We start from the raw sequence: 18,676 nt of genomic DNA, 5'->3' as shown, positions 1-18,676 counted from the left end.
CCAGGAGGTTCCTAATCAAAAAACTGTTGATGAACGTTATAATACCAAGATGAAATTGGAACTAAAATGGAACATAATAAAAGTATAGCTGCATTATTATCAGGAGGTGTAGACAGTTCGGTTGTCGTACACCTTCTTTGCGAACAAGGATTTAAGCCCGAACTATTCTATATTAAGATTGGTATGGATGGCGCGGAGTATATGGATTGCTCGGCAGAGGAAGATATTGAATTGGCGACCGCGACTGCCCGCAAATATGGTTTATCTTTGCAAATCGTTGATTTACATCGTGAATATTGGGAGAATGTCGCTGCTTATGCAATTGATAAGATTCGGAAAGGATTGACTCCTAATCCGGATGTTATGTGTAATAAACTCATTAAGTTTGGCTGTTTCGAACAACAGGTAGGTAAGGATTTCGATTTTACAGCAACCGGACATTATGCCACTACAATACAGCGTGATGGTAAAATCTGGTTGGGGACAGCAAAAGATCCTGTAAAAGATCAGACCGATTTCCTGGCTCAAATCGATTATTTACAGGTTTCCAAACTCATGTTTCCCATTGGGGGATTAATGAAGCAAGAAGTGCGTGAGATTGCTCAAAAAGCAGGATTGCCCAGTGCTAAAAGAAAAGACAGTCAGGGGATTTGCTTTCTGGGAAAGATTAATTATAATGATTTTGTCCGTCGTTTCATGGGAGAAAAGGAGGGAGCGATTATTGAGTTGGAAACAGGGAAAAAGTTAGGTACACATCATGGCTATTGGTTTCATACCATCGGACAACGTAAAGGTTTGGGATTGAGTGGCGGTCCTTGGTTTGTGATAAAAAAAGATATTCAGGAAAATGTGATTTACGTATCTCATGGATATGGAGTCGAAACACAGTATGGTAATGAATTCCGAATGAATGACTTTCACTTTATTACGGATAATCCCTGGAATCCGGCAGAGAAGGAAATAGAAATAACCTTTAAGATTCGCCATACTCCTGAGTTTACACAGGGAAAATTAATACGAGAGGGTGATGGTCTCTTCAGTGTCTTGTCTTCTGAAAAGATACAAGGTATTGCTCCGGGACAGTTTGGAACTGTCTATGATACGAAGTCGGAGATATGTATTGGTAGTGGAGAGATAAGGTATTAATAGATAAATTCCATTACATTAAGACTAAACTTCTTTTCCTTTAGTAGTAAACCTTCTTTTTACTTAGTATGAATTGTAAATGAAACCTTTGATTGTATAACCGAAGCTTTCGGTTATACAACCGGAGGTTTCAATTATATAATTGAAACTTGCATTTATAGATTTGTCTTAAGCGATAATAATTTCTCTATTAAAGCAGAAGAAGTTTATTAAAGGGCAAGAAGAAGTTTTCTATTAATAGATTGAGAGGGAACTAATAATACTGTCGATGATATTATAGGTATTGCTACATAAAGAAATTGTTAAATCGACTGAGTTTAGAAAATTACGACTAACTAATAAGCTTAGCAGCGATTCGGACTTTTTAGATGATTTCAACTGCTTAAATTCTCTTTTGTCAAATATAATATTCCGCAAGATCTACAATACCTGCCCGCATCGCATATTTAGTAGCTTCATGTACATTGTTTACTCCTAATTTGCGGAAGATATTTTTTCTGTGACTGTTGATGGTGTGGAAACTAAGATTTTTCTCAGCAGCAATTTCTTTGGTTGTTTTACCTAATGCAATTTCTTTTAGAATGTTCTTTTCCGTTTGGGTTAATAGATGATCTTCGACAGCTGTTGCAGCGGGAGTGTGATTGCCTGAAAGTAGTAGATTACTGACATGGTTACAGATATACCTTTGTTTACGCGTGGCGCATTGGATAGCAGTCATGATTTCCTCTTTGGAGTTGTCTTTCATTACTACTCCGAAAGCCATACTACTGAATAATATTTGTCGTAGGAAGTTTATACTTAACTCATCAGAAAATAAAATCCAGTCTGCTTCTTTGAACCGTTCTTGTAAAACAATTAACTCATCCGCTCCTGCAAAATCGAATAAAGTATAGTCCAGAATAATCACTGCTTGTGGATGCAATCGTAGCAGTTGGATCAGTTCAACTTTATTGTCAGCTTCCAGAAGGGTAGTTACATCCTTCTGTTTGCTTAATAGGAACATCATTCCTGCCTTACTGATATCTTGGTTGTCTGCAATGATATATTCTCTCATAGGAATCGGATAAATTAAAAACTCCGCTACAAATGTACGCATTTTGCGTGATTTGTAGCGGAGTAATTATAAGAATCTTATACTTATTACCAAGAACGTCCTTTGAAGATATTAGATTGGTTCAAAGGAATAATGTTTCCGTTCAATGTCAGATTGTTACTATTAAAGTTTGGACTGACAGTAACTGAAGCATTGTTGCTACCACTGCTCATGTTTATAAATACCTGAGCTGAGATACCTATACCCTGAACATTGAATGAGCAGAATACATTTCCTTTTTTATCGATATTCATTTTCATATCTGCTGAGTTACCATCTACTGTCACACCACCGATACCGTTAGGACCAGGATAAGAGGTGTTGAAAGCTGTTTGTACAGTAGCTCTGTTACCATTCATCAAGACAAAGTTGGTATTGGGGGTAACAAATGCAGTCATACCATTTTTGAAAACAACCTGATTGGCTTCCAGAACAAATTGTTTGTTTTTTAAAGCCTGTATAGCCTCTTGATAGGAAGCCATATCCTGAACCTGTTCTTCAGCACGGAGTTTTGCTCTTTCTGCGTCTCTTTGAGCTTTTCTTTCTGCGCGGCGTGCGGCTGCGTCACTTTGTGCATACATCATTGTGCTTGCACTCACTAATACTAATGCTAATAATGCAATAAACTTTTTCATAACTTTTTTTTGTTTAGGTTTAATACGTTGTCCGTTTATTGCAAAAACAAAGTGTATGCCAGATTGTTCACGAACGTCTTGCAATTTTATATCCGATAGCAGCGACAGCAATACTCATTAACGGGCTGATAATGTTGAAAAAACAATATGGAAGATACACAATTGTGGGGACACTCAAAATGGTTGCTTGCGTCATTCCGCAACTGTTCCAGGGAATCAATACGGATGTAACAGTTACTGAATCTTCGGTAGTCCGACTTAACAAACAACTTTCGTATCCTTTTTTATAATATATATTGCGGAATATGTTTCCAGTTAGAATAATACTAATGTATTGATCGGCAGTTGCCATATTCAGGAAAAGGCCGGAACATACGGTTGAAGCTACTACACCGACAGTATTCTTCATAAAGCGAATAAAGAGTGAAGTGATACTTCCCAACATTCCACTTGCTGTCATAGCTCCGCCAAAACACATTGCACATAAAATCAACCAAACAGTATTCATCATTCCGGACATACCTCGTGTCGAGATTAAATCAGACAAGATGACATTATCTGTTTGCAAATTTGTCTTTCCGTAGATGGTCATCATAAAGCCTTTATATAAGGATTCAAAATTAGATGTTGTAGCTCCTGCAATCTCTTGTAGTAAATCGGGTTGGAGAATCAATGCAAAAATACCGGCTAGTAAGGTTGATAAGAATAAGGTGATGATAGAGGGAATTTTCCGGGCGATCAAAATTCCTGTTGCTACAGGAACAATCAGTAACCAGGGAGTGATCAGGAATTTCTCTTTCAAGGCAGCTGCTACTTCTGGGATATGTTGAGAGTTGCCTGCATCATGTGAGAAACCGGCTACTGTAAATATAATTAAAGTAATGACAATCGAAGGAACTGTTGTGATCATCATATAGCGGATATGTCGAAAGAGAGGTGTATCTGTGACGGATGCGGCTAATATGGTTGTTTCTGATAAAGGAGAGACTTTATCACCGAAGTATGCACCGGAGATAATAGCGCCCGCAATCCATCCTTCTTCGAATCCTTGTGCTTTTCCAATTCCCATCAATGCAATACCAATAGTGGCAATGGTAGTCCATGAACTTCCTGTCATAACAGATATTAGAATGCAAATGATGCAGGTAGAAGCAAGGAAGAAACTGGGATGGATAATTTGCATACCATAATAGATTAGGGTTGGTACTACTCCACTGATCATCCAGATTCCACTTAATGCACCGATAATTAGCAAGATAATAATAGCTGTTGCAACTCCGGCAATGTTATTCGTTATGGCTAGTTCATAATCTTTCCAAGGTTTTTTATAGATAGCCATGCCTATGAAAATGCAGACAGCGGTAGTGGTGAGCAGCGATATTTGGCTTCCACCATTTAAGGCATCACTGCCAAATGTGTGGATAGTACCAAAAAGTAATATTACCAGAACGATGATGGGTAATAGAGAAACGAGAGGGGAAGGGATCTTCTTCATTCTAATTTTATATCGCTTTATTATTTGAAATTATCTTTGAATTATTTGATGTATATGAAATCGTTTGTTATTAAGCATCTATACCGGTGAAAGTTTTCAGGGCATAGCCGATCAGAAAACTGATACCAGCTACACTAAAGCTGAGTACAGCCATTTCGGTAAAACGCTTTCGGAAGCTTTCACCACGAGCTACTGAGTAATAGTAATTGAACAATGCAATAATAATAAGTGCCATTGTAAGCATAATTCCTAAGGCTAGAATTACATTGCTGATAAGTATGAAAGGAGCAACTAAAGCTGCTACAGTTATCAGGTATGCAATACCGGTATATACTGCTGCTTTTACCGGACGTTTCTTTACATCTCCTTCAGATTTCGTAGAAAGATATTCGGATGAGGCCATGGATAGAGCCGCAGCAATACCTGTTATACTACCTGTCAGTGCAATTAACCGGTGATCACTGAGTGCTAATGTGAACCCGGCTAGTGCACCTGTAAATTCTACTAATGCATCATTCAGACCTAAGACAACAGAGCCCATATATTCCAGTCGTTCTTCATTAATTAGGGAGATTAACTTCTGTTCGTGTACTTCTTCGTCACGAGCGAGACGTTGCAGGTCGGGAATATTGGTATATTTATCGTAGTTGTGATGCGCATTCTTTTCGCTGGACTCCATTAATTTAATGGTGAATGTAATCCCCAGTATATGCGCCAGGAAATAAAAGCGGGCAATACGCTGGCGATCAGGTATCACATCTTTTCCTGTATATTTTTTAAAGATTTCATAATGTGATTTTTCTTCGATTGCAATTTGGTGGAGAACTTTACGATTGTTTTCATCTTTTTCGATAGAAGCAAGTCGTTCGTATACAATACTTTCTGTTATTTCATTTCGTTGAAAGCGGATAAACTTTTCAATGTCTTGTTTGGATATGTTCATCTTATTATGATTTAGTTGTGTAATATCTTACGTTTTTGCCACCAGTAGCGTATAAAAAGTATCCCGGTCAGGATCAGTGCTATGGATAGTCCGGTATAAAAGACAGATATGAAACTGTCAGCCAATAAATGCAAACTGCGGATAGTTATGCCTAATGCAATCATGAATGCCATCATAATCCAGCTTTTTACATCGAAAAAAGAAAAAGGGCAGTTTTTTTCTTCTTTCTTTTCTTCAATTCGACGGGTATGTTTATAATACAGCTTTCTGAAGACAAATACAAAGAATAATAAAAAAACGACTGTTGCTTCGCCTATTTTGAACATCCAATCCTGTGTACTATTTATCCAAGTGACAATTCCTATTCGCAATATATTAGTGCCGGCTATAATCCACACGATACCTGCAGTGATAAGTAAAAACTGTCTATTCACTCCGTATTTCATAGCTTACTTTTATTTTCTTATTAAACGGTTTTATCATCTGTTTTGTTGAGTCATTTCTTTGATGAAATCGTAATTAGTAACGAGATACAAGTCAGAAAAGCTCCTACACCAATAACACCATGCCAACCATGAAGTTGCCAAAATGTGCCTGCTAGAAAGGTGCCTGTTGCCCCCCCAATAAAATACGTGGTCATAAAGATAGTGTTTATACGGTTGGAAGCACGAGGATTTAGCTCAAAAATACTGGTTTGGTTGCTGAGCTGGATACATTGCATACCTATATCGATGCTAATAATTCCGGCTATAATACCTATATAACTGTTTTCTCCGATAAAGAATAACAACCAAGAGAATAGAATCAGTCCGCAACCTATAAAATTAAAACGGCGTACGCCTACTCGTTTTACATATTTTCCAACGAAAGAGGCGGTTAATGCACCGGCGATTCCACAGAGTCCCAGAAGTCCAATAGTGTTACTGTTTGCATAGAATGGTGCTCTTCCCATTTTGAAAGCCAGACATGACCACATAGCGAGAAAAGAACCGAAATTTAATGCAGCACGTATGGAATAAATGCTTAGCCGAGGATATTCTTTCAGTAAGGAGAATAGAGATTTCATCAGATCGCTATACTTTCCTTTGAAATTCGGTTGGATATCCGGAAGGATTTTCAATACAATGATTGCACAAACAAGCATCATGCAGGCAGCAATATGGTACATTTCCCGCCACCCGAACAATTCTCCGATAAATCCACTGATAACGCGTGAGGCAAGGATTCCGGTTAAAAGCCCGGAAACAACTATTCCTACGTTTCTTCCTTTGTTTTCAGGACGGGAGAATTGAGAGGCAATCGGTATAAATATCTGAGGTATCACTGAGCAGATTCCGGTAAAAAAGGAGGCAATGAGTATCAGATGAATATTTTTCCCAAATGCGATGGATAGTAATGAGAGAATAAGAATGGCAAAATTAGTGAGTATAATTTTCTTACGTTGATATAAATCGGCGAGGGGAATGATAAATAATAATCCAACTGCATAGCCTATCTGTGTAACCATGGCAATCAGGTTCGTTTTGAATTCCGATACACCTAATTCCTGGCGTATCATATTTAGTAAAGGTTGGTTATAATAGAGATTGGCTACCGATATGCCTGCAACAATAGCTAGGGTCCACAGGATAGAAGCCGGCAATCCTCCGTTTTCTTTTAATGGCTGTTTCATTTTGCAAAGATAGTAAATCTGTAGGTCACTCAATAAAGAATGTTGTGGAAACTGTATTTCCTTCGTTATCTACAGCTGTCAACAAATGTTTGCCGGGTGATGGTTGTAACGAGATATTGTGGAAGTTTTGTGTCTGAGCTATATAACTGTTGTCAAGATGCCAAAAGATAGTTTCATTAGCACTGGTATGTGCTAACTCTACAGTCATGAATCCTTTACTGCCATCCAATTGTTTCGGAAGCTTGATATGCGCATTCATTGATGGATAAATGAACTGCATTGTTTGAATAGCGTCTTCACCACAACCGGCTTTGAAGGGAGGTAACGGTTTGTATTCAGGATGATGTTGTTTGTAATACCATTCCCATACAGGTGGAAGAGTAAACCATGATTTCTGAATAGTTGGCTCTGTATTAGCACAGTTTTCGTAAACGCGGTGACTTTCATCTGCAGATAAGGTGATTTGACGATGATACGGACAAGCCTCTGTCCGTAATCCGACGGGGAGAATCAGGAGAGTATCTGTTTCTTCACAGAATCTTCCTTTCAAATGGCCGGATTGTTTGCACACTTCTGCTTCAACGAAGATTCCGGTAGGACGTTCAAACCAGGATGAAGAAGGAAGAAGGTTAAATATATCGAATAAAACGGGACCGGCAGTTTGTGCACCGACTAAGCCGGGTTTTCCTTCTCCGGTAGCATTCCCAACCCATACGCCGACTGCATAACGAGGAGTAACACCAACAGCCCATGCATCCCGGAATCCATAACTAGTACCAGTTTTCCAGGCGATTGTTTGCATAGAGGGTATTGATTTCCAATCAATTTCTTCCGGGCGATTTACTTCTGTTAATGCGGATAGTGTTTGCCAGGCAGCACCGGAAGCTTCTTTTATTTCTTCCTTTTTTATGATGAATGAACCTTGCTCATTATTAGTATGTTGATTGAATCGTTCGTAAGTATCTGTTTCCTCTTCACCATTCATTTCAAGTAGCATATGTGCCTTTTCATTTTGGGAGAGATTACTGTAAGCGTCATCTTTTTGTACAAGTAATATCCGTCCCATTTCGGCATACGCATTCGTCACATCCCATAAAGTGGCTTCTGCACCTCCCAGAATAAGTGATAAACCATAATGAGATGAAGGTTTATTGATTGTTTTAAATCCTATTTGTTGCAGAAAATGGTGAAATTTAGGTACTCCATATCTTTGTAACATAGTAACTGCCGGTATGTTTAATGAACGCGCAAGTGCTTCTGAGGCTGGAACGGCACCTTCAAATTGCAAACTGAAATTTTGAGGAGTAAATCCATTGATATTGATAGGGATATCCGGTAAAAGTGTGTGTGGTAATAGACTACCTTCTTTTAACATTGCATAGTAGAGGAAAGGTTTTAGTATGCTGCCCGTACTTCTGGGGGCTTGAATAATATCGACCTGATATCCTCCTTTCTGTTGTTCAAAGTGTACATTGCCACAATAAGCGATAACCTGATTGGTGGGAATGTCAATAATCAGAATCGCAAGATTCCGGATATCACTTCGACTGAATTCATTACTCCATCGTTCTGCCATGTCCTCTATTTGAGTTTGGATACCTCGGTCGATGGTTGAACGGGAATATGCTCCATTTCGTTCCTGATAAAAGTGGCTAACTAGGTGAGGTGCTATTTGAGGTAATGGGTGTGGTTCGTCCGGAAGCGGTTCACTGATGGCTAATTCATAGGTTGATGAATCGATTATTTTCTTTTCAAGCAGTTGTTTTAATAATCGGTTACGTTTGGCTAACAGAGTGGTTCTTCTTTTTGATAAGTGGATCATGGCAGGTGCATTGGGTAAAACGGCCAACATTGCCGATTCAGCCCATGATAAATCTTCGGCAGAATGTCCAAAGTAACGCCAGGAGGCTGCATCCAGACCTACAACATTACCTCCGAATGGTGCATGTGATATATACATGGATAGAATTTCCTCTTTAGTAGCCCGAAACTCTAACCGGGTAGCTAACCCCATTTCTATAAGTTTTTCGCTGACGGTGCGTGATTTGTTTCTGGCTAACCGGATTGTTTGCATAGTAAGAGTACTTCCTCCACTTACTACGCGTTTGTTTTTTATATTCTGATAGAACGCTCTTCCAATAGATAACGGATCCACTCCCAAATGATGATAAAAATGTTTATCTTCAAAAGTGATAAGACATTGCTTTATTTTCTCCGGTGTTGTTGTACGTGGAGGAAAACGCCATTGACCGTCAGATGCAATACGGGCTCCCAACAGTTCTCCGTTTCGATCTGTAACGACTGTGGAATAGGGGACATGGAATAGTTGTCTGGGTAGGCAAAAAATATATCCGATCACCAGAAGAGTAATGCAACTAAGCATTACTTTCCGGGTGATGGATAAATGTTTTAAGAATTTTAATAGCTTACCTCCCATAAACTATATGAATGTTAGCGACTAACAGTCGTTCTTCCCGCTTTAGTACGTGCCTGCACAGCTGCGTCGTACATCGCTTCACATTGAATTGCAGGAAGGATAAAGTTACCTGCATAGGTGGCTTGTAACCTTACAGTAAATGTTTTTTGTTCGCCACGACGCAAATTGAAATAAGTTAGTACCCGGTCGTCACGAATATCCTGATAAGTAAATGGACGATTTTTATTTTCTGGAGTACCAGCTGATTCCGTAGTTGCTGGCTCTTCAGGAATAAATATACGTTCATTATATATTTCCCATCCGGATGGTATAATATGTGTCAGAGCCAGATTGTTATAATCGGAAGTTCCACTAATGTTAGATACGGAAGTGATAGCCATAAAGTCAGTTCCTTGTTTGATGTCTTCAATGGAAATAGGTAGTCCTTCTGTACTGACGTATCTCACATCCAGACGAATGTTATCTGACATAGCAGGTAAAGTATCGTTTATGAGTTGGATACGTGTAATAATATCTGCATTCAGAGTTCCTTTGCCCTGATTTTTGATAGAAACAGTTCCGGACTTCGGAGAAGTAGCAAGCTCTTTCTCGAATACAGCTTTAGCCGATTTTACAACAGGTTGTTGTTTGCCATTCCATTTCCATGCAAAATCCAGAGTTCCGGATAATTTTTCAGCCAGACATCCCATTGCCATGAGAGCAAAGGCTGTTGATTGGGTACTGAACCAATTTTCCTCTGCCAGATTTTGAGATACTTTCTTTGCTTGTTGTAAAGCTTCCCGTTCGCGATTCATTAGAAGCAATGTTTCTAGAATCATGGCTTCGTCTCTATCATATGAACCATAAATTTGGTTTGTAGAAGAATAGGGGATTACTGTAGTTTCTGCATTATATACCAGTTCTTCTGCTGGCTTCATCTTTCCGGTTAATGCATAGGCTGCTGCCAGTCTCCATTTTGCCTGAAGAGATAGCCCTTTTTGTTCCTTCATTCGGTTCATAGCTCCATACTCCGGTGCATCGGCTAGCGCAAGGGTGTATAGACGGAATGCTTGTTGCAACTCAGATTGCCATAATTGCCATTCACTGGCATCCTGGGGCATTCGCCAATTTTGTGCGGCTGCTCGTTGGAATCGTTTCCATTTGTTAAATACATTTGGATGAACAGCATATCCTTTTTCTTGTGCAAGTGTCAAGAACATTCCAGTGTAAGAAGTAATCCATTCGTCGGCGACAGCATTTCCTGGCCAATAGACAAATCCTCCGTTAGGAAGTTGGCGTGTGTAAATCTGGCGGATAGCTTCCTGGACATTTGTTTTTATCTTTTCAGCCTCTTTCTTATCCACTGTTTTGAATTGGGAAACAAATAAGAGAGGTAATGCTTTAGATGTTAATTGCTCCGTACATTGGTGCTGATAATTATACAGAAAATCGAATCGACGGTTGATATCTACTGACGGTATACGTGATACTTCCAGTTGTACATGATTGTTGGCAGATGAAGAACCTTCTAAGTTATAAGATAATTCAGCTTCTTTTCCTGTTTCAATCCATTGGCTATTACGTAATGTAACTACCGGATTCGGATTTCGTACTTCTATTTCAATAGTCTCCTGACTCTGTTGTCCTCCGCCACTTGCAGTCAGATGAATGGTTGCTTTTCCTATTTGGTTACCCGTTTTCAATGTGAAGAAGGTTAATTGATCTCCGGGTTGATTGAATGTAAGTGTTTGTTGTTGTGGACCGCTAATCTGTACACCTTCACCGGAAACTTTTAATGATACGGTTACATTCTTTACCTGATTCTCCATTGCAAAGATATTTACTGGAACGGTAATTTCCTCCTGCGTACTGAGTACTCGTGGTAAACTGGATAGCAACATCAGAGGAGTTCGTACAGATGATGTTTTTTCAGCATTGCCGTATGCACCATCTTGTCCGGCAATTACCATTGTACGTACGGAACCTACATACATTGGAAGTTTCAATGTATGTGTCTGTTGCTTGCTTTTTCCTAAATAGAATGGGCCGATAAACTTGACTACTGGTTTGAAACGATTTGCCTTAGTATCTGCTGGTTTCAGTGTTACATCACCACCTATACTGAATAATGAACTGTACTGACCTGCTGAGGCTCCCAATACATTATCATACATATCCCATGTACGGATACCGAGTGCTTCACGTGCATAAAAATCACTCCAAGGATCGGGAGTCTTGAAATTGGTTAGATCCAGTAATCCGTCATCTACGATGGCTAAAGTGTATGTCATCGGTTTTCCTGTTTTCTCACTAACTGTTACATTGAAATCTGTTTCCGGGCGTAATACATCCGGCATTTTGATTTGTGGTTGCAGTATGGTCTGGCTATTGGTCACGAATACCGGAACAATTCCATACATCCGAATGGGTAGGTCATTGACTGTTTGTGCATGTGGTTGCAGCAAACTAATATGTAGGTATACATTCGGAGCCATTTCCGGAGTTGTTTTGAAAGTGATTTTGGTATCTCCTTCGTTAGATACTTCCGTCCACTTCTGTTGTAAAACCGTAGAACCATTTTCTATGGAAACCAATGCGCGTCCTCCTGCAGAGGCCGGAATAATGGCTGTAACTGTTTCTCCTATTTCATAAGAATCTTTGTCCAATGAGAATGCCAGCATTTTGACTCCACTTGGATTACTTCTATTGGAACGTCCACGCCAGTCGGGCCAATCTACATAGATAGTACCTCCTGTTGCATGTCCGCTTTCTTTGTCTTGTACATATACCAGATAACGTCCCCAATCCGGATAATTGACACGAAATTTAAAGGATGCTTTTCCTCTTGTCGTTTGTAGATTGCCACTGGCTACAGGAGTAAAGGAACTGCTATTGATGTAGGTCCCAATTGATGCTTCACTATTATCCCACCACCAACTCCAGTCGATTCGATATATTTTATATTCCAAATTGGAGCGGTCTACCAACTGTCCTTGTTCATCGACAGTTACAATATCGAATATATGGTCTTTATCTGTCTCGATATATTTCCCTTTTGGCTGATTAAGATTAATTCCTACATATGAATCAAATGGGGAGAATGGAACGCTATGAGTGTAAATACTTGCATCTCCTCCTGGTTCAAAAACACGAGCGATGAAGGTGGCATTCAACATACCTGGCGCTTGAGTTGCTGCCGGAAGATTTATACTGAATCCTACCATTCCTTTCTCGTCTAATACACCGTTGAATACATCAGATTTCATTGTCGTAAAATCTGTTGCTGGATTATTAAAAATATATTGGCTGTAATTCTTGAATTGAGTATTAACTTTAGATAAGGTCATTTCAACTTTGGTTTTCAGATGAGACGCCTTAGCACCAGTCAGCCATGCGGAGGTAAGAATTGCATAGGATTCCTTATAGGTAGCTTGTAAAATGGTAGGCATAGACAGGTCGATCTTTAATCGGTTGGGCTTTACGGTTTCAATCAACAGGCTCTTGTGAAAGGTAGTTCCTCCCACTTTAACATACGCATTCCATCTTCCTGTCGGATCACTTGTTTGTGTCGGGACATCAAATGTATAAAAACCATTCATACCTTTAGATGAAACCAACTTGGTGTAAAACTGTCCTTTGGGATTGTAAATTTCCAATGCTACAGGATGTCTGTCAGGGATTCTTTTTTCACGATCTTCCAGAATAAAGGAGATATGAAGCGTATCCCCGGGTCGCCATACTCCTCTTTCGCCATATATAAATCCTTTTAATCCTTTTTGAATATCTTTACCTCCTACGTCAAAACGACTAACGGATTGTTCTTCTCCATCTACAACGCGAACGTATGCCTTTTGCTTATCAAATTCTGCAACAGCAATAAAAGGTACTCCTTTCGGAGAGATTTCTACGAATCCTTCTCCGTTGGTTTCTCCTTTCCCTATTGGCTGTAATTGGAAGTTGTATATGGTTACTTGCGCTTTCTCGATAGGGTTAGTGTCTAATATATTGTTTACAGCAATCCATAATTTATTGAGTGAATTCTTTTTCACAATCATTCCTATGTTGGAAGCGAAAACGTTACAACTAGCTGCCCGATTAGAAAACATATAATAGGATGGGTGACAAGGATTATCACGCTCATTCCATTTATATTGACTCCAATCCATAGCTACACTGCCGTTATAATAGTAATATGCCTCCGGAGTATCCCAAACGGCTTCTTCTTCGTCGGACAATGTTTCGCTACTGATTCTAGTCAAACCGTTTGCTGTATCATTGTTTGTAAACTGTAATTCTTTATTTTCTCCTCCACAAGGATATGCTGAATACTCCTGACGGAAAGATAGAATAACCCGATAAATAGCTCCCGGTTCTTGTCGAATCAGTCCGGCAAGATCAATAGAATAGTCTTCCCAACGATGGATGTCTTTCGATGAATCTTTTGCGAGCCATAGTGTTTTTTTATAGACTAGTCTTCCTGAACGGCGTAATTCATTAGCTGATGAAAGCGAATTTGTCTGCATGAACATTAATACATTATTTTCAAAAATGCGAATAATGTTAATGTCTACTGCGGATAGATTTACAGCACGGAATGGAATAATCAGACTTTTGGAATCGGGTAGAATAGCAGCAGAAGTACCCATTTCTACCTGTGGTTTTAGATTCTGTTCGCTGAATGAGATCGATTGGAATGTATTTAATGTCTTTCCTTGACTGCTTTTTACTCCTTCATGAATTTTTAAGGTTAGTTGATTTAGTTGGTTGGCGTCGAAATATATAAGGACTTTATTGTCTTTAATTTGCGAGATGGAAGATGAGACTTCCGGAACTTCAATTAACCCTTTTAAGTCTTGTGTATTGGAAACAGGATCGGAGAAAATAACTTCAATCCCATTTTCCGGTTGGTCAATACGCTTAGCAGAAAGAAAACGGAAGTTACCTTTGGCAGGAATTAATACCTCTTCTTCTTGTATCCGGTCTATGTCGGCTACTTTTCCATTGGCTGTTATTTTTAACTGATAGTTTTCTTGTTTTCTTGGAACTTGGTTAATGACAAATTCATAGCAGGTAGGATTATCTGTTGCAGTTATTTCAATTGGGCTATTCCCACCATTCCCGATAGTCAACATTTTATCAACTTCTTCTTTTTTTACAGCGTCACTGAAGCGAATCGTTCCATTTATGGTGACTACATCCGGTTGAGTAGCGGTGATCGTTATTGGTTCTGTATGTAAAGTAAAGTTGTGTTCTTGTACCCGGAATGAAAAATTGAATTTTTTCAAGCGTTTATCCACTTCTACGAAGTTTCCTAATTCAAATATTCCTTCGTAAAATTCTCCGGGTTTTAAGGCTCCTTCTTCGGGAATGAATTCAATGGTATTATTATTAATCCAATATGCTTTTCCTTTTATAGAAGGAGAAAAATGAAAAGGATCATCTTTCAACTCGTTGTTAAGATCTACCATTGGTTGCTCTTGGGCTAGTTCAATTCGTATGGTAGAACTTTGTGAAATTACTCCCCCTGTATAAGCATTCACATATGAAGCATACTCAGCAGAAGGTATAATGTCTTTCTGACTGCTACTTGAGCATGAAGATAGGCCTAAGATCATCGAAATAAAAAAGAATAGTCCGGCAGCTTTGCTGCATCTAGTTCTGGTTAGTTCCATAACGAAGGTGTTTTTAAGATTCAATAAGCAAAGTTACTACAAAAAAGTGAAATGCGGAAAGATATAGTGATAGAATTGAGTTACAAGGGTTTTGGTTGAAGTGGCGATAATCCGTGAAGCCATTACAATCCCTGCCGAAGCCAAATCCTGACGCCGCTACGTTACTTGTTCGTAACCATGCCCGAAAATGCGACAAACGGGTACGAATAGCGAAACAAGGCTCTAAGGAATAGTGAGTTATCCATAACTCATGCGAAAAATCAGGTTACGGAAAAAGATTGCGCCGTTCCTCCCCGTTTTGCGTACCAACACCGGACTCTTCACCAACTAATTTTGAAACCCAAAAATTAAGGACAATGAAGAGTACATTTTCAGTAATCTACTACCTCAAGCGTCAGGTAGTGAAAAAGGACGGGACAGTTCCCGTCATGGGACGCATCACGGTGGACGGCAGCCAGACACAGTTCAGCTGCAAACTGACTGTCGATCCGAAACTGTGGGACACCAAAGGTGGACGTGTCACGGGCAGAAGCACGGCGGCACTCGAAACGAACCGTATGCTTGACAAGATGCGGGTACGCATCACAGGCATTATCAGGAAATCATGGAGCGTGACAACTTCGTCACGGCGGAGAAGGTGAAGAACGCCTTTCTCGGACTGGAACACCGCTACCACACGCTGATGCAGGTGTTCCGCCAGCACAACGAGGACTACGAGAAGCAGGTGGAGGCAGGCATGAAAGCCAAAGGCACGCTGCTGAAGTACCGCACCGTTTACAAGCACATGCAAGAGTTCCTCGACATCCGCTACCATGTGAAGGACATCGCCCTAAAAGAGCTTACCCCGGCTTTCATCTCCGACTTCGAGATGTTCCTGCGCACGGACAAGCACTGCTGCACCAATACCGTGTGGCTGTACGTCTGCCCGTTACGGACGATGGTATTCATCGCCATCAACAACGAGTGGCTGACGCGCGACCCGTTCCGCGAGTATGAAATCAAGAAGGAGGAAACAACACGCAGTTTCCTGACCAAAGATGAGATCCGCCTGCTGATGGAGGGGAAACTGAAAAACGCCAAACAGGAATTGTACCGCGACCTCTACCTGTTCTGCGCCTTCACGGGGCTGTCGTTCGCGGATATGCGCAACCTTACGGAAGAGAATATCCGCACCTACTTCGACGAACACGAGTGGATAAACATCAACCGCCAGAAAACGGGCGTGGTGTCCAACATCCGCCTGCTCGACATCGCCAACCGCATAATCGGCAAATACCGGGGACTGTGCGGGGACGGCAGGATATTTCCCGTTCCGCATTATAACACGTGCCTTGCCGGTATCCGTGCCGTCGCCAAGCGTTGCGGCATCACCAAGCATATCACGTGGCATCAGAGCCGCCACACGGCAGCCACGACGATATTCCTCTCCAACGGTGTTCCCATCGAAACGGTCAGCTCCATGCTCGGACACAAGAGCATAAAGACGACGCAGATTTACGCAAAGATAACCAAAGAGAAGCTCAATCAGGACATGGAGAACCTTGCCGCAAGATTGAACGGCGTCGAGGAATTTGCAGGTTGCACCATCTAAAAAGAAAAGCCATGAAACGTGACACAATCATCATCGAGGACAAGGCAGTCAGCGTAACCGGTAACGACGTGTGGATGACCGCCACCGAAATAGCCGGATTGTTCCATACGACCGTCCCGGCAGTGAACGCCGCCATCAGAGCCGTCCGCAAGTCGGACGTGCTGAACGACTACGAGGTGTGCCGCTACATGCAGCTTGAAAACGGGCTGCACGCGGACGTGTACGCCCTTGAAATCATCATCCCGGTCGCTTTCAGGGTGAATACCTACAACACCCACCTGTTCCGCACATGGCTGGTGGGAAAGGCACTCTCACAAGAGAAACGGCAGACATACGTGATGTTCATACAGAACGGAAAAGCCGGGTATTGCTGATTGCACATACCCCATAAGACAAGTAAACGGGTAGCACCACAAAAGGTGTCACCCGTTTACTTTTTCATGAAACCGCCTCACTCCAGCGGCTTGCGGTAGTTCGCTTCCAGTACCCCGCGCAGCCCCGTTTCCGGGTAAAGCACCTTCCCTCCCAAAAGTATGAAGGGCAACACGCGGTTGTTGCGGTATTCCTGCAAGGTGCGCCGGCTCACACGGAGCAGTTCCGACACCTCGCCGTCCGTCAGGTAACGTTCCCCGTCCAGCGGAGGACGGTAGCTTTCCAGAAATGCGGACAGCCATTTCGAGCCTTTGCGCATATCCTGCACCACAGAGGCTATCGGCTCGTCTTCCATCGTAAAAACATCGTTGTTCTCGTTCATCATAACTTCGGATTCAGTGGGTGAATAAATCAAATCATCTGCCGTGCGGATAGAGCGTGCCGACAAGCGGTATCAGCCGCTTCACCTCCTCTGGCTTGTAATAGAACCTGCGGTTTATCTGCGAGTAGCCGATAAGCCGCCTGTCACGCAGCGTCTGCAACGTGCGCGGGCTTATTCTCAACTGCCCGCAGACCTCCTCGCCCGTGAGCCATCTTTCCATGCGCCCCGTGTCGCTTTTGCGCCTCAGGGCGGCGACCTTCTCCGAGAGTGCGCCGAATGCCGCCACCATCATCTCGAAAGTCTTTTTCTCGATAGATACTATTTCCATATTCATGTCATTTAGAGTTTGCCGCAAAGGTAACGAAACGGCATACAAGACGTATCGTTTTCCGCTGAAAGGCTGCCTGTTGCGCCGTTTGACCGGGTTACGGAGCCATCTTCCGCAAAAATCTTACGTGAGTCACGTAGTGAGTTGTTAAAGCCCCTTTTGTTTATTGCCGAATTTTGTCGCAGAAACAAAAAGAAAGGACTGAACATGAAAGTGATAACAATGGAAAGTTCCGCCTACAAGGAGATGATGGCGCAGATTGCGAACATCGCAGGGTACATCCGCGAGGCAAGGGACGAGAAGAAACGGAAGCGGGAAACCGAAGACAAGCTGCTTGACACGGCACAGGCGGCGAAGATGCTCAACGTGAGCAAGCGCACCATGCAGCGTATGCGCACCGACCACCGTATCGAGTATGTGGTGGTACGCGGAAGCTGCCGCTACCGCCTTTCCGAGATACTGCGGCTATTGGAGGACAACACAGTAAGGAACGAGGAAGGGACAATAGACACCCTGTTCCACAACCACACGCTGCGCACGGGCGGCAAACCAAAAGGAAGGAGGACATAGGTCATGGAACTGCTCACACGAAACAACTTCGAGGGCTGGATGCAGAAGCTGATGGAACGGCTCGACCGTCAGGACGAACTGCTGCTGGCGATGAAGGCTGAGGGGAAACAGCCCACTATCACGGAAAGCATCCGCCTTTTCGACAATCAGGATTTGTGCATGTTGCTCCAGATAAGCAAACGCACCCTCCAACGCTACCGCAGCGTAGGCGCATTGCCCTACAAGACGCTGGGCAAGAAGACCTATTACAGCGAGGAGGACGTGCTGACATTCCTTTCCAACCATATCAAGGACTTCAAAAAGGAAGATATAGCCTTCTACAAGGCTCGTATCCATAATTTCTTTCATAAATAACCCATTA

At 41.7% G+C, this 18,676-nt stretch carries 14 protein-coding genes and 1 pseudogene; 5 read left to right on the top strand and 10 right to left on the bottom strand.

What is annotated here, in order from left to right:
* Nucleotides 1-66: 66 nt before the first annotated feature.
* Nucleotides 67-1,146, top strand: coding sequence for a tRNA 2-thiouridine(34) synthase MnmA (mnmA, locus tag EJF25_RS15170; protein WP_125041863.1), 1,080 nt, complete (start codon nucleotides 67-69; stop codon nucleotides 1,144-1,146).
* Between the two features lie 397 nt (nucleotides 1,147-1,543).
* Here mnmA and EJF25_RS15165 read toward each other — a convergent pair whose 3' ends face one another.
* The 8 genes from EJF25_RS15165 to EJF25_RS15130 all read right to left on the bottom strand — a co-directional run bounded on the left by EJF25_RS15165 (nucleotide 1,544) and on the right by EJF25_RS15130 (nucleotide 15,072).
* Complete coding sequence (locus EJF25_RS15165; RefSeq protein WP_125041907.1) at nucleotides 1,544-2,200, bottom strand: response regulator transcription factor; 657 nt, start codon at nucleotides 2,198-2,200, stop codon at nucleotides 1,544-1,546.
* An 86-nt stretch (nucleotides 2,201-2,286) separates the two neighbouring features.
* Complete coding sequence (locus EJF25_RS15160) at nucleotides 2,287-2,874, bottom strand: DUF4251 domain-containing protein (protein ID WP_125041862.1); 588 nt, start codon at nucleotides 2,872-2,874, stop codon at nucleotides 2,287-2,289.
* Between the two features lie 67 nt (nucleotides 2,875-2,941).
* Nucleotides 2,942-4,369: a Na+/H+ antiporter NhaC family protein gene (locus tag EJF25_RS15155; protein WP_125041861.1), complete on the bottom strand. Its 1,428-nt coding sequence runs from the start codon at nucleotides 4,367-4,369 to the stop codon at nucleotides 2,942-2,944.
* Nucleotides 4,370-4,439: 70 nt separating this feature from the next.
* Nucleotides 4,440-5,312 carry a VIT1/CCC1 transporter family protein gene (locus EJF25_RS15150; RefSeq protein WP_125041860.1) on the bottom strand — a complete coding sequence of 291 codons (873 nt, stop codon included), beginning with the start codon at nucleotides 5,310-5,312 and terminating at the stop codon, nucleotides 4,440-4,442.
* A gap of 11 nt (nucleotides 5,313-5,323) precedes the next feature.
* Nucleotides 5,324-5,758 carry a hypothetical protein gene (locus EJF25_RS15145; protein ID WP_125041859.1) on the bottom strand — a complete coding sequence of 145 codons (435 nt, stop codon included), beginning with the start codon at nucleotides 5,756-5,758 and terminating at the stop codon, nucleotides 5,324-5,326.
* Nucleotides 5,759-5,808: 50 nt separating this feature from the next.
* Complete coding sequence (locus tag EJF25_RS15140) at nucleotides 5,809-6,984, bottom strand: MFS transporter (protein ID WP_125041858.1); 1,176 nt, start codon at nucleotides 6,982-6,984, stop codon at nucleotides 5,809-5,811.
* A 25-nt stretch (nucleotides 6,985-7,009) separates the two neighbouring features.
* Complete coding sequence (gene pbpC / locus EJF25_RS15135) at nucleotides 7,010-9,421, bottom strand: penicillin-binding protein 1C (protein ID WP_125041857.1); 2,412 nt, start codon at nucleotides 9,419-9,421, stop codon at nucleotides 7,010-7,012.
* Between the two features lie 14 nt (nucleotides 9,422-9,435).
* Nucleotides 9,436-15,072: an alpha-2-macroglobulin family protein gene (locus tag EJF25_RS15130; RefSeq protein ID WP_125041856.1), complete on the bottom strand. Its 5,637-nt coding sequence runs from the start codon at nucleotides 15,070-15,072 to the stop codon at nucleotides 9,436-9,438.
* 356 nt (nucleotides 15,073-15,428) lie between these two features.
* Here EJF25_RS15130 and EJF25_RS15120 point away from each other — a divergent pair.
* Nucleotides 15,429-16,663 (top strand): annotated as a pseudogene (locus EJF25_RS15120) (site-specific integrase).
* Between the two features lie 11 nt (nucleotides 16,664-16,674).
* Nucleotides 16,675-17,037 (top strand): hypothetical protein, encoded by a 363-nt coding sequence (locus tag EJF25_RS15115; protein ID WP_004291423.1) that lies wholly within the window; start codon nucleotides 16,675-16,677, stop codon nucleotides 17,035-17,037.
* A 77-nt stretch (nucleotides 17,038-17,114) separates the two neighbouring features.
* Here the strand turns inward: EJF25_RS15115 and EJF25_RS15110 are convergent, their stop codons facing one another.
* Nucleotides 17,115-17,420 carry a helix-turn-helix domain-containing protein gene (locus EJF25_RS15110; protein ID WP_004291424.1) on the bottom strand — a complete coding sequence of 102 codons (306 nt, stop codon included), beginning with the start codon at nucleotides 17,418-17,420 and terminating at the stop codon, nucleotides 17,115-17,117.
* Between the two features lie 31 nt (nucleotides 17,421-17,451).
* Entirely contained in the window at nucleotides 17,452-17,751 is a 300-nt protein-coding gene (locus tag EJF25_RS15105; RefSeq protein ID WP_004291426.1) for a helix-turn-helix domain-containing protein, read from the bottom strand.
* A gap of 138 nt (nucleotides 17,752-17,889) precedes the next feature.
* Here EJF25_RS15105 and EJF25_RS15095 point away from each other — a divergent pair, with 138 nt between their 5' ends.
* Together EJF25_RS15095 and EJF25_RS15090 are read left to right on the top strand one after the other, a co-directional pair.
* Complete coding sequence (locus tag EJF25_RS15095; protein WP_004291432.1) at nucleotides 17,890-18,315, top strand: helix-turn-helix domain-containing protein; 426 nt, start codon at nucleotides 17,890-17,892, stop codon at nucleotides 18,313-18,315.
* Between the two features lie 3 nt (nucleotides 18,316-18,318).
* Nucleotides 18,319-18,669: a helix-turn-helix domain-containing protein gene (locus EJF25_RS15090; protein WP_004291454.1), complete on the top strand. Its 351-nt coding sequence runs from the start codon at nucleotides 18,319-18,321 to the stop codon at nucleotides 18,667-18,669.
* The last annotated feature ends 7 nt before the right edge of the window (nucleotides 18,670-18,676 follow it).

The sequence above is a fragment of the Bacteroides faecalis genome, assembly GCF_003865075.1.
GTDB classification, from domain to species: Bacteria; Bacteroidota; Bacteroidia; order Bacteroidales; family Bacteroidaceae; genus Bacteroides; species Bacteroides faecalis.
The sequence above is the reverse complement of the archived record's forward strand: the minus strand, read 5'-3'. Positions and strand labels throughout refer to the sequence as shown.

What these genes read in the sequence shown, in the direction of transcription:
- mnmA (WP_125041863.1), top strand. Translation starts at nt 67, where the DNA reads ATGGAACATAATAAAAGTATAGCTGCATTATTATCAGGAGGTGTAGAC.
- EJF25_RS15165 (WP_125041907.1), bottom strand. Translation starts at nt 2,200, where the DNA reads ATGAGAGAATATATCATTGCAGACAACCAAGATATCAGTAAGGCAGGA.
- EJF25_RS15160 (WP_125041862.1), bottom strand. Translation starts at nt 2,874, where the DNA reads ATGAAAAAGTTTATTGCATTATTAGCATTAGTATTAGTGAGTGCAAGC.
- EJF25_RS15155 (WP_125041861.1), bottom strand. Translation starts at nt 4,369, where the DNA reads ATGAAGAAGATCCCTTCCCCTCTCGTTTCTCTATTACCCATCATCGTT.
- EJF25_RS15150 (WP_125041860.1), bottom strand. Translation starts at nt 5,312, where the DNA reads ATGAACATATCCAAACAAGACATTGAAAAGTTTATCCGCTTTCAACGA.
- EJF25_RS15145 (WP_125041859.1), bottom strand. Translation starts at nt 5,758, where the DNA reads ATGAAATACGGAGTGAATAGACAGTTTTTACTTATCACTGCAGGTATC.
- EJF25_RS15140 (WP_125041858.1), bottom strand. Translation starts at nt 6,984, where the DNA reads ATGAAACAGCCATTAAAAGAAAACGGAGGATTGCCGGCTTCTATCCTG.
- pbpC (WP_125041857.1), bottom strand. Translation starts at nt 9,421, where the DNA reads ATGGGAGGTAAGCTATTAAAATTCTTAAAACATTTATCCATCACCCGG.
- EJF25_RS15130 (WP_125041856.1), bottom strand. Translation starts at nt 15,072, where the DNA reads ATGGAACTAACCAGAACTAGATGCAGCAAAGCTGCCGGACTATTCTTT.
- EJF25_RS15115 (WP_004291423.1), top strand. Translation starts at nt 16,675, where the DNA reads ATGAAACGTGACACAATCATCATCGAGGACAAGGCAGTCAGCGTAACC.
- EJF25_RS15110 (WP_004291424.1), bottom strand. Translation starts at nt 17,420, where the DNA reads ATGATGAACGAGAACAACGATGTTTTTACGATGGAAGACGAGCCGATA.
- EJF25_RS15105 (WP_004291426.1), bottom strand. Translation starts at nt 17,751, where the DNA reads ATGAATATGGAAATAGTATCTATCGAGAAAAAGACTTTCGAGATGATG.
- EJF25_RS15090 (WP_004291454.1), top strand. Translation starts at nt 18,319, where the DNA reads ATGGAACTGCTCACACGAAACAACTTCGAGGGCTGGATGCAGAAGCTG.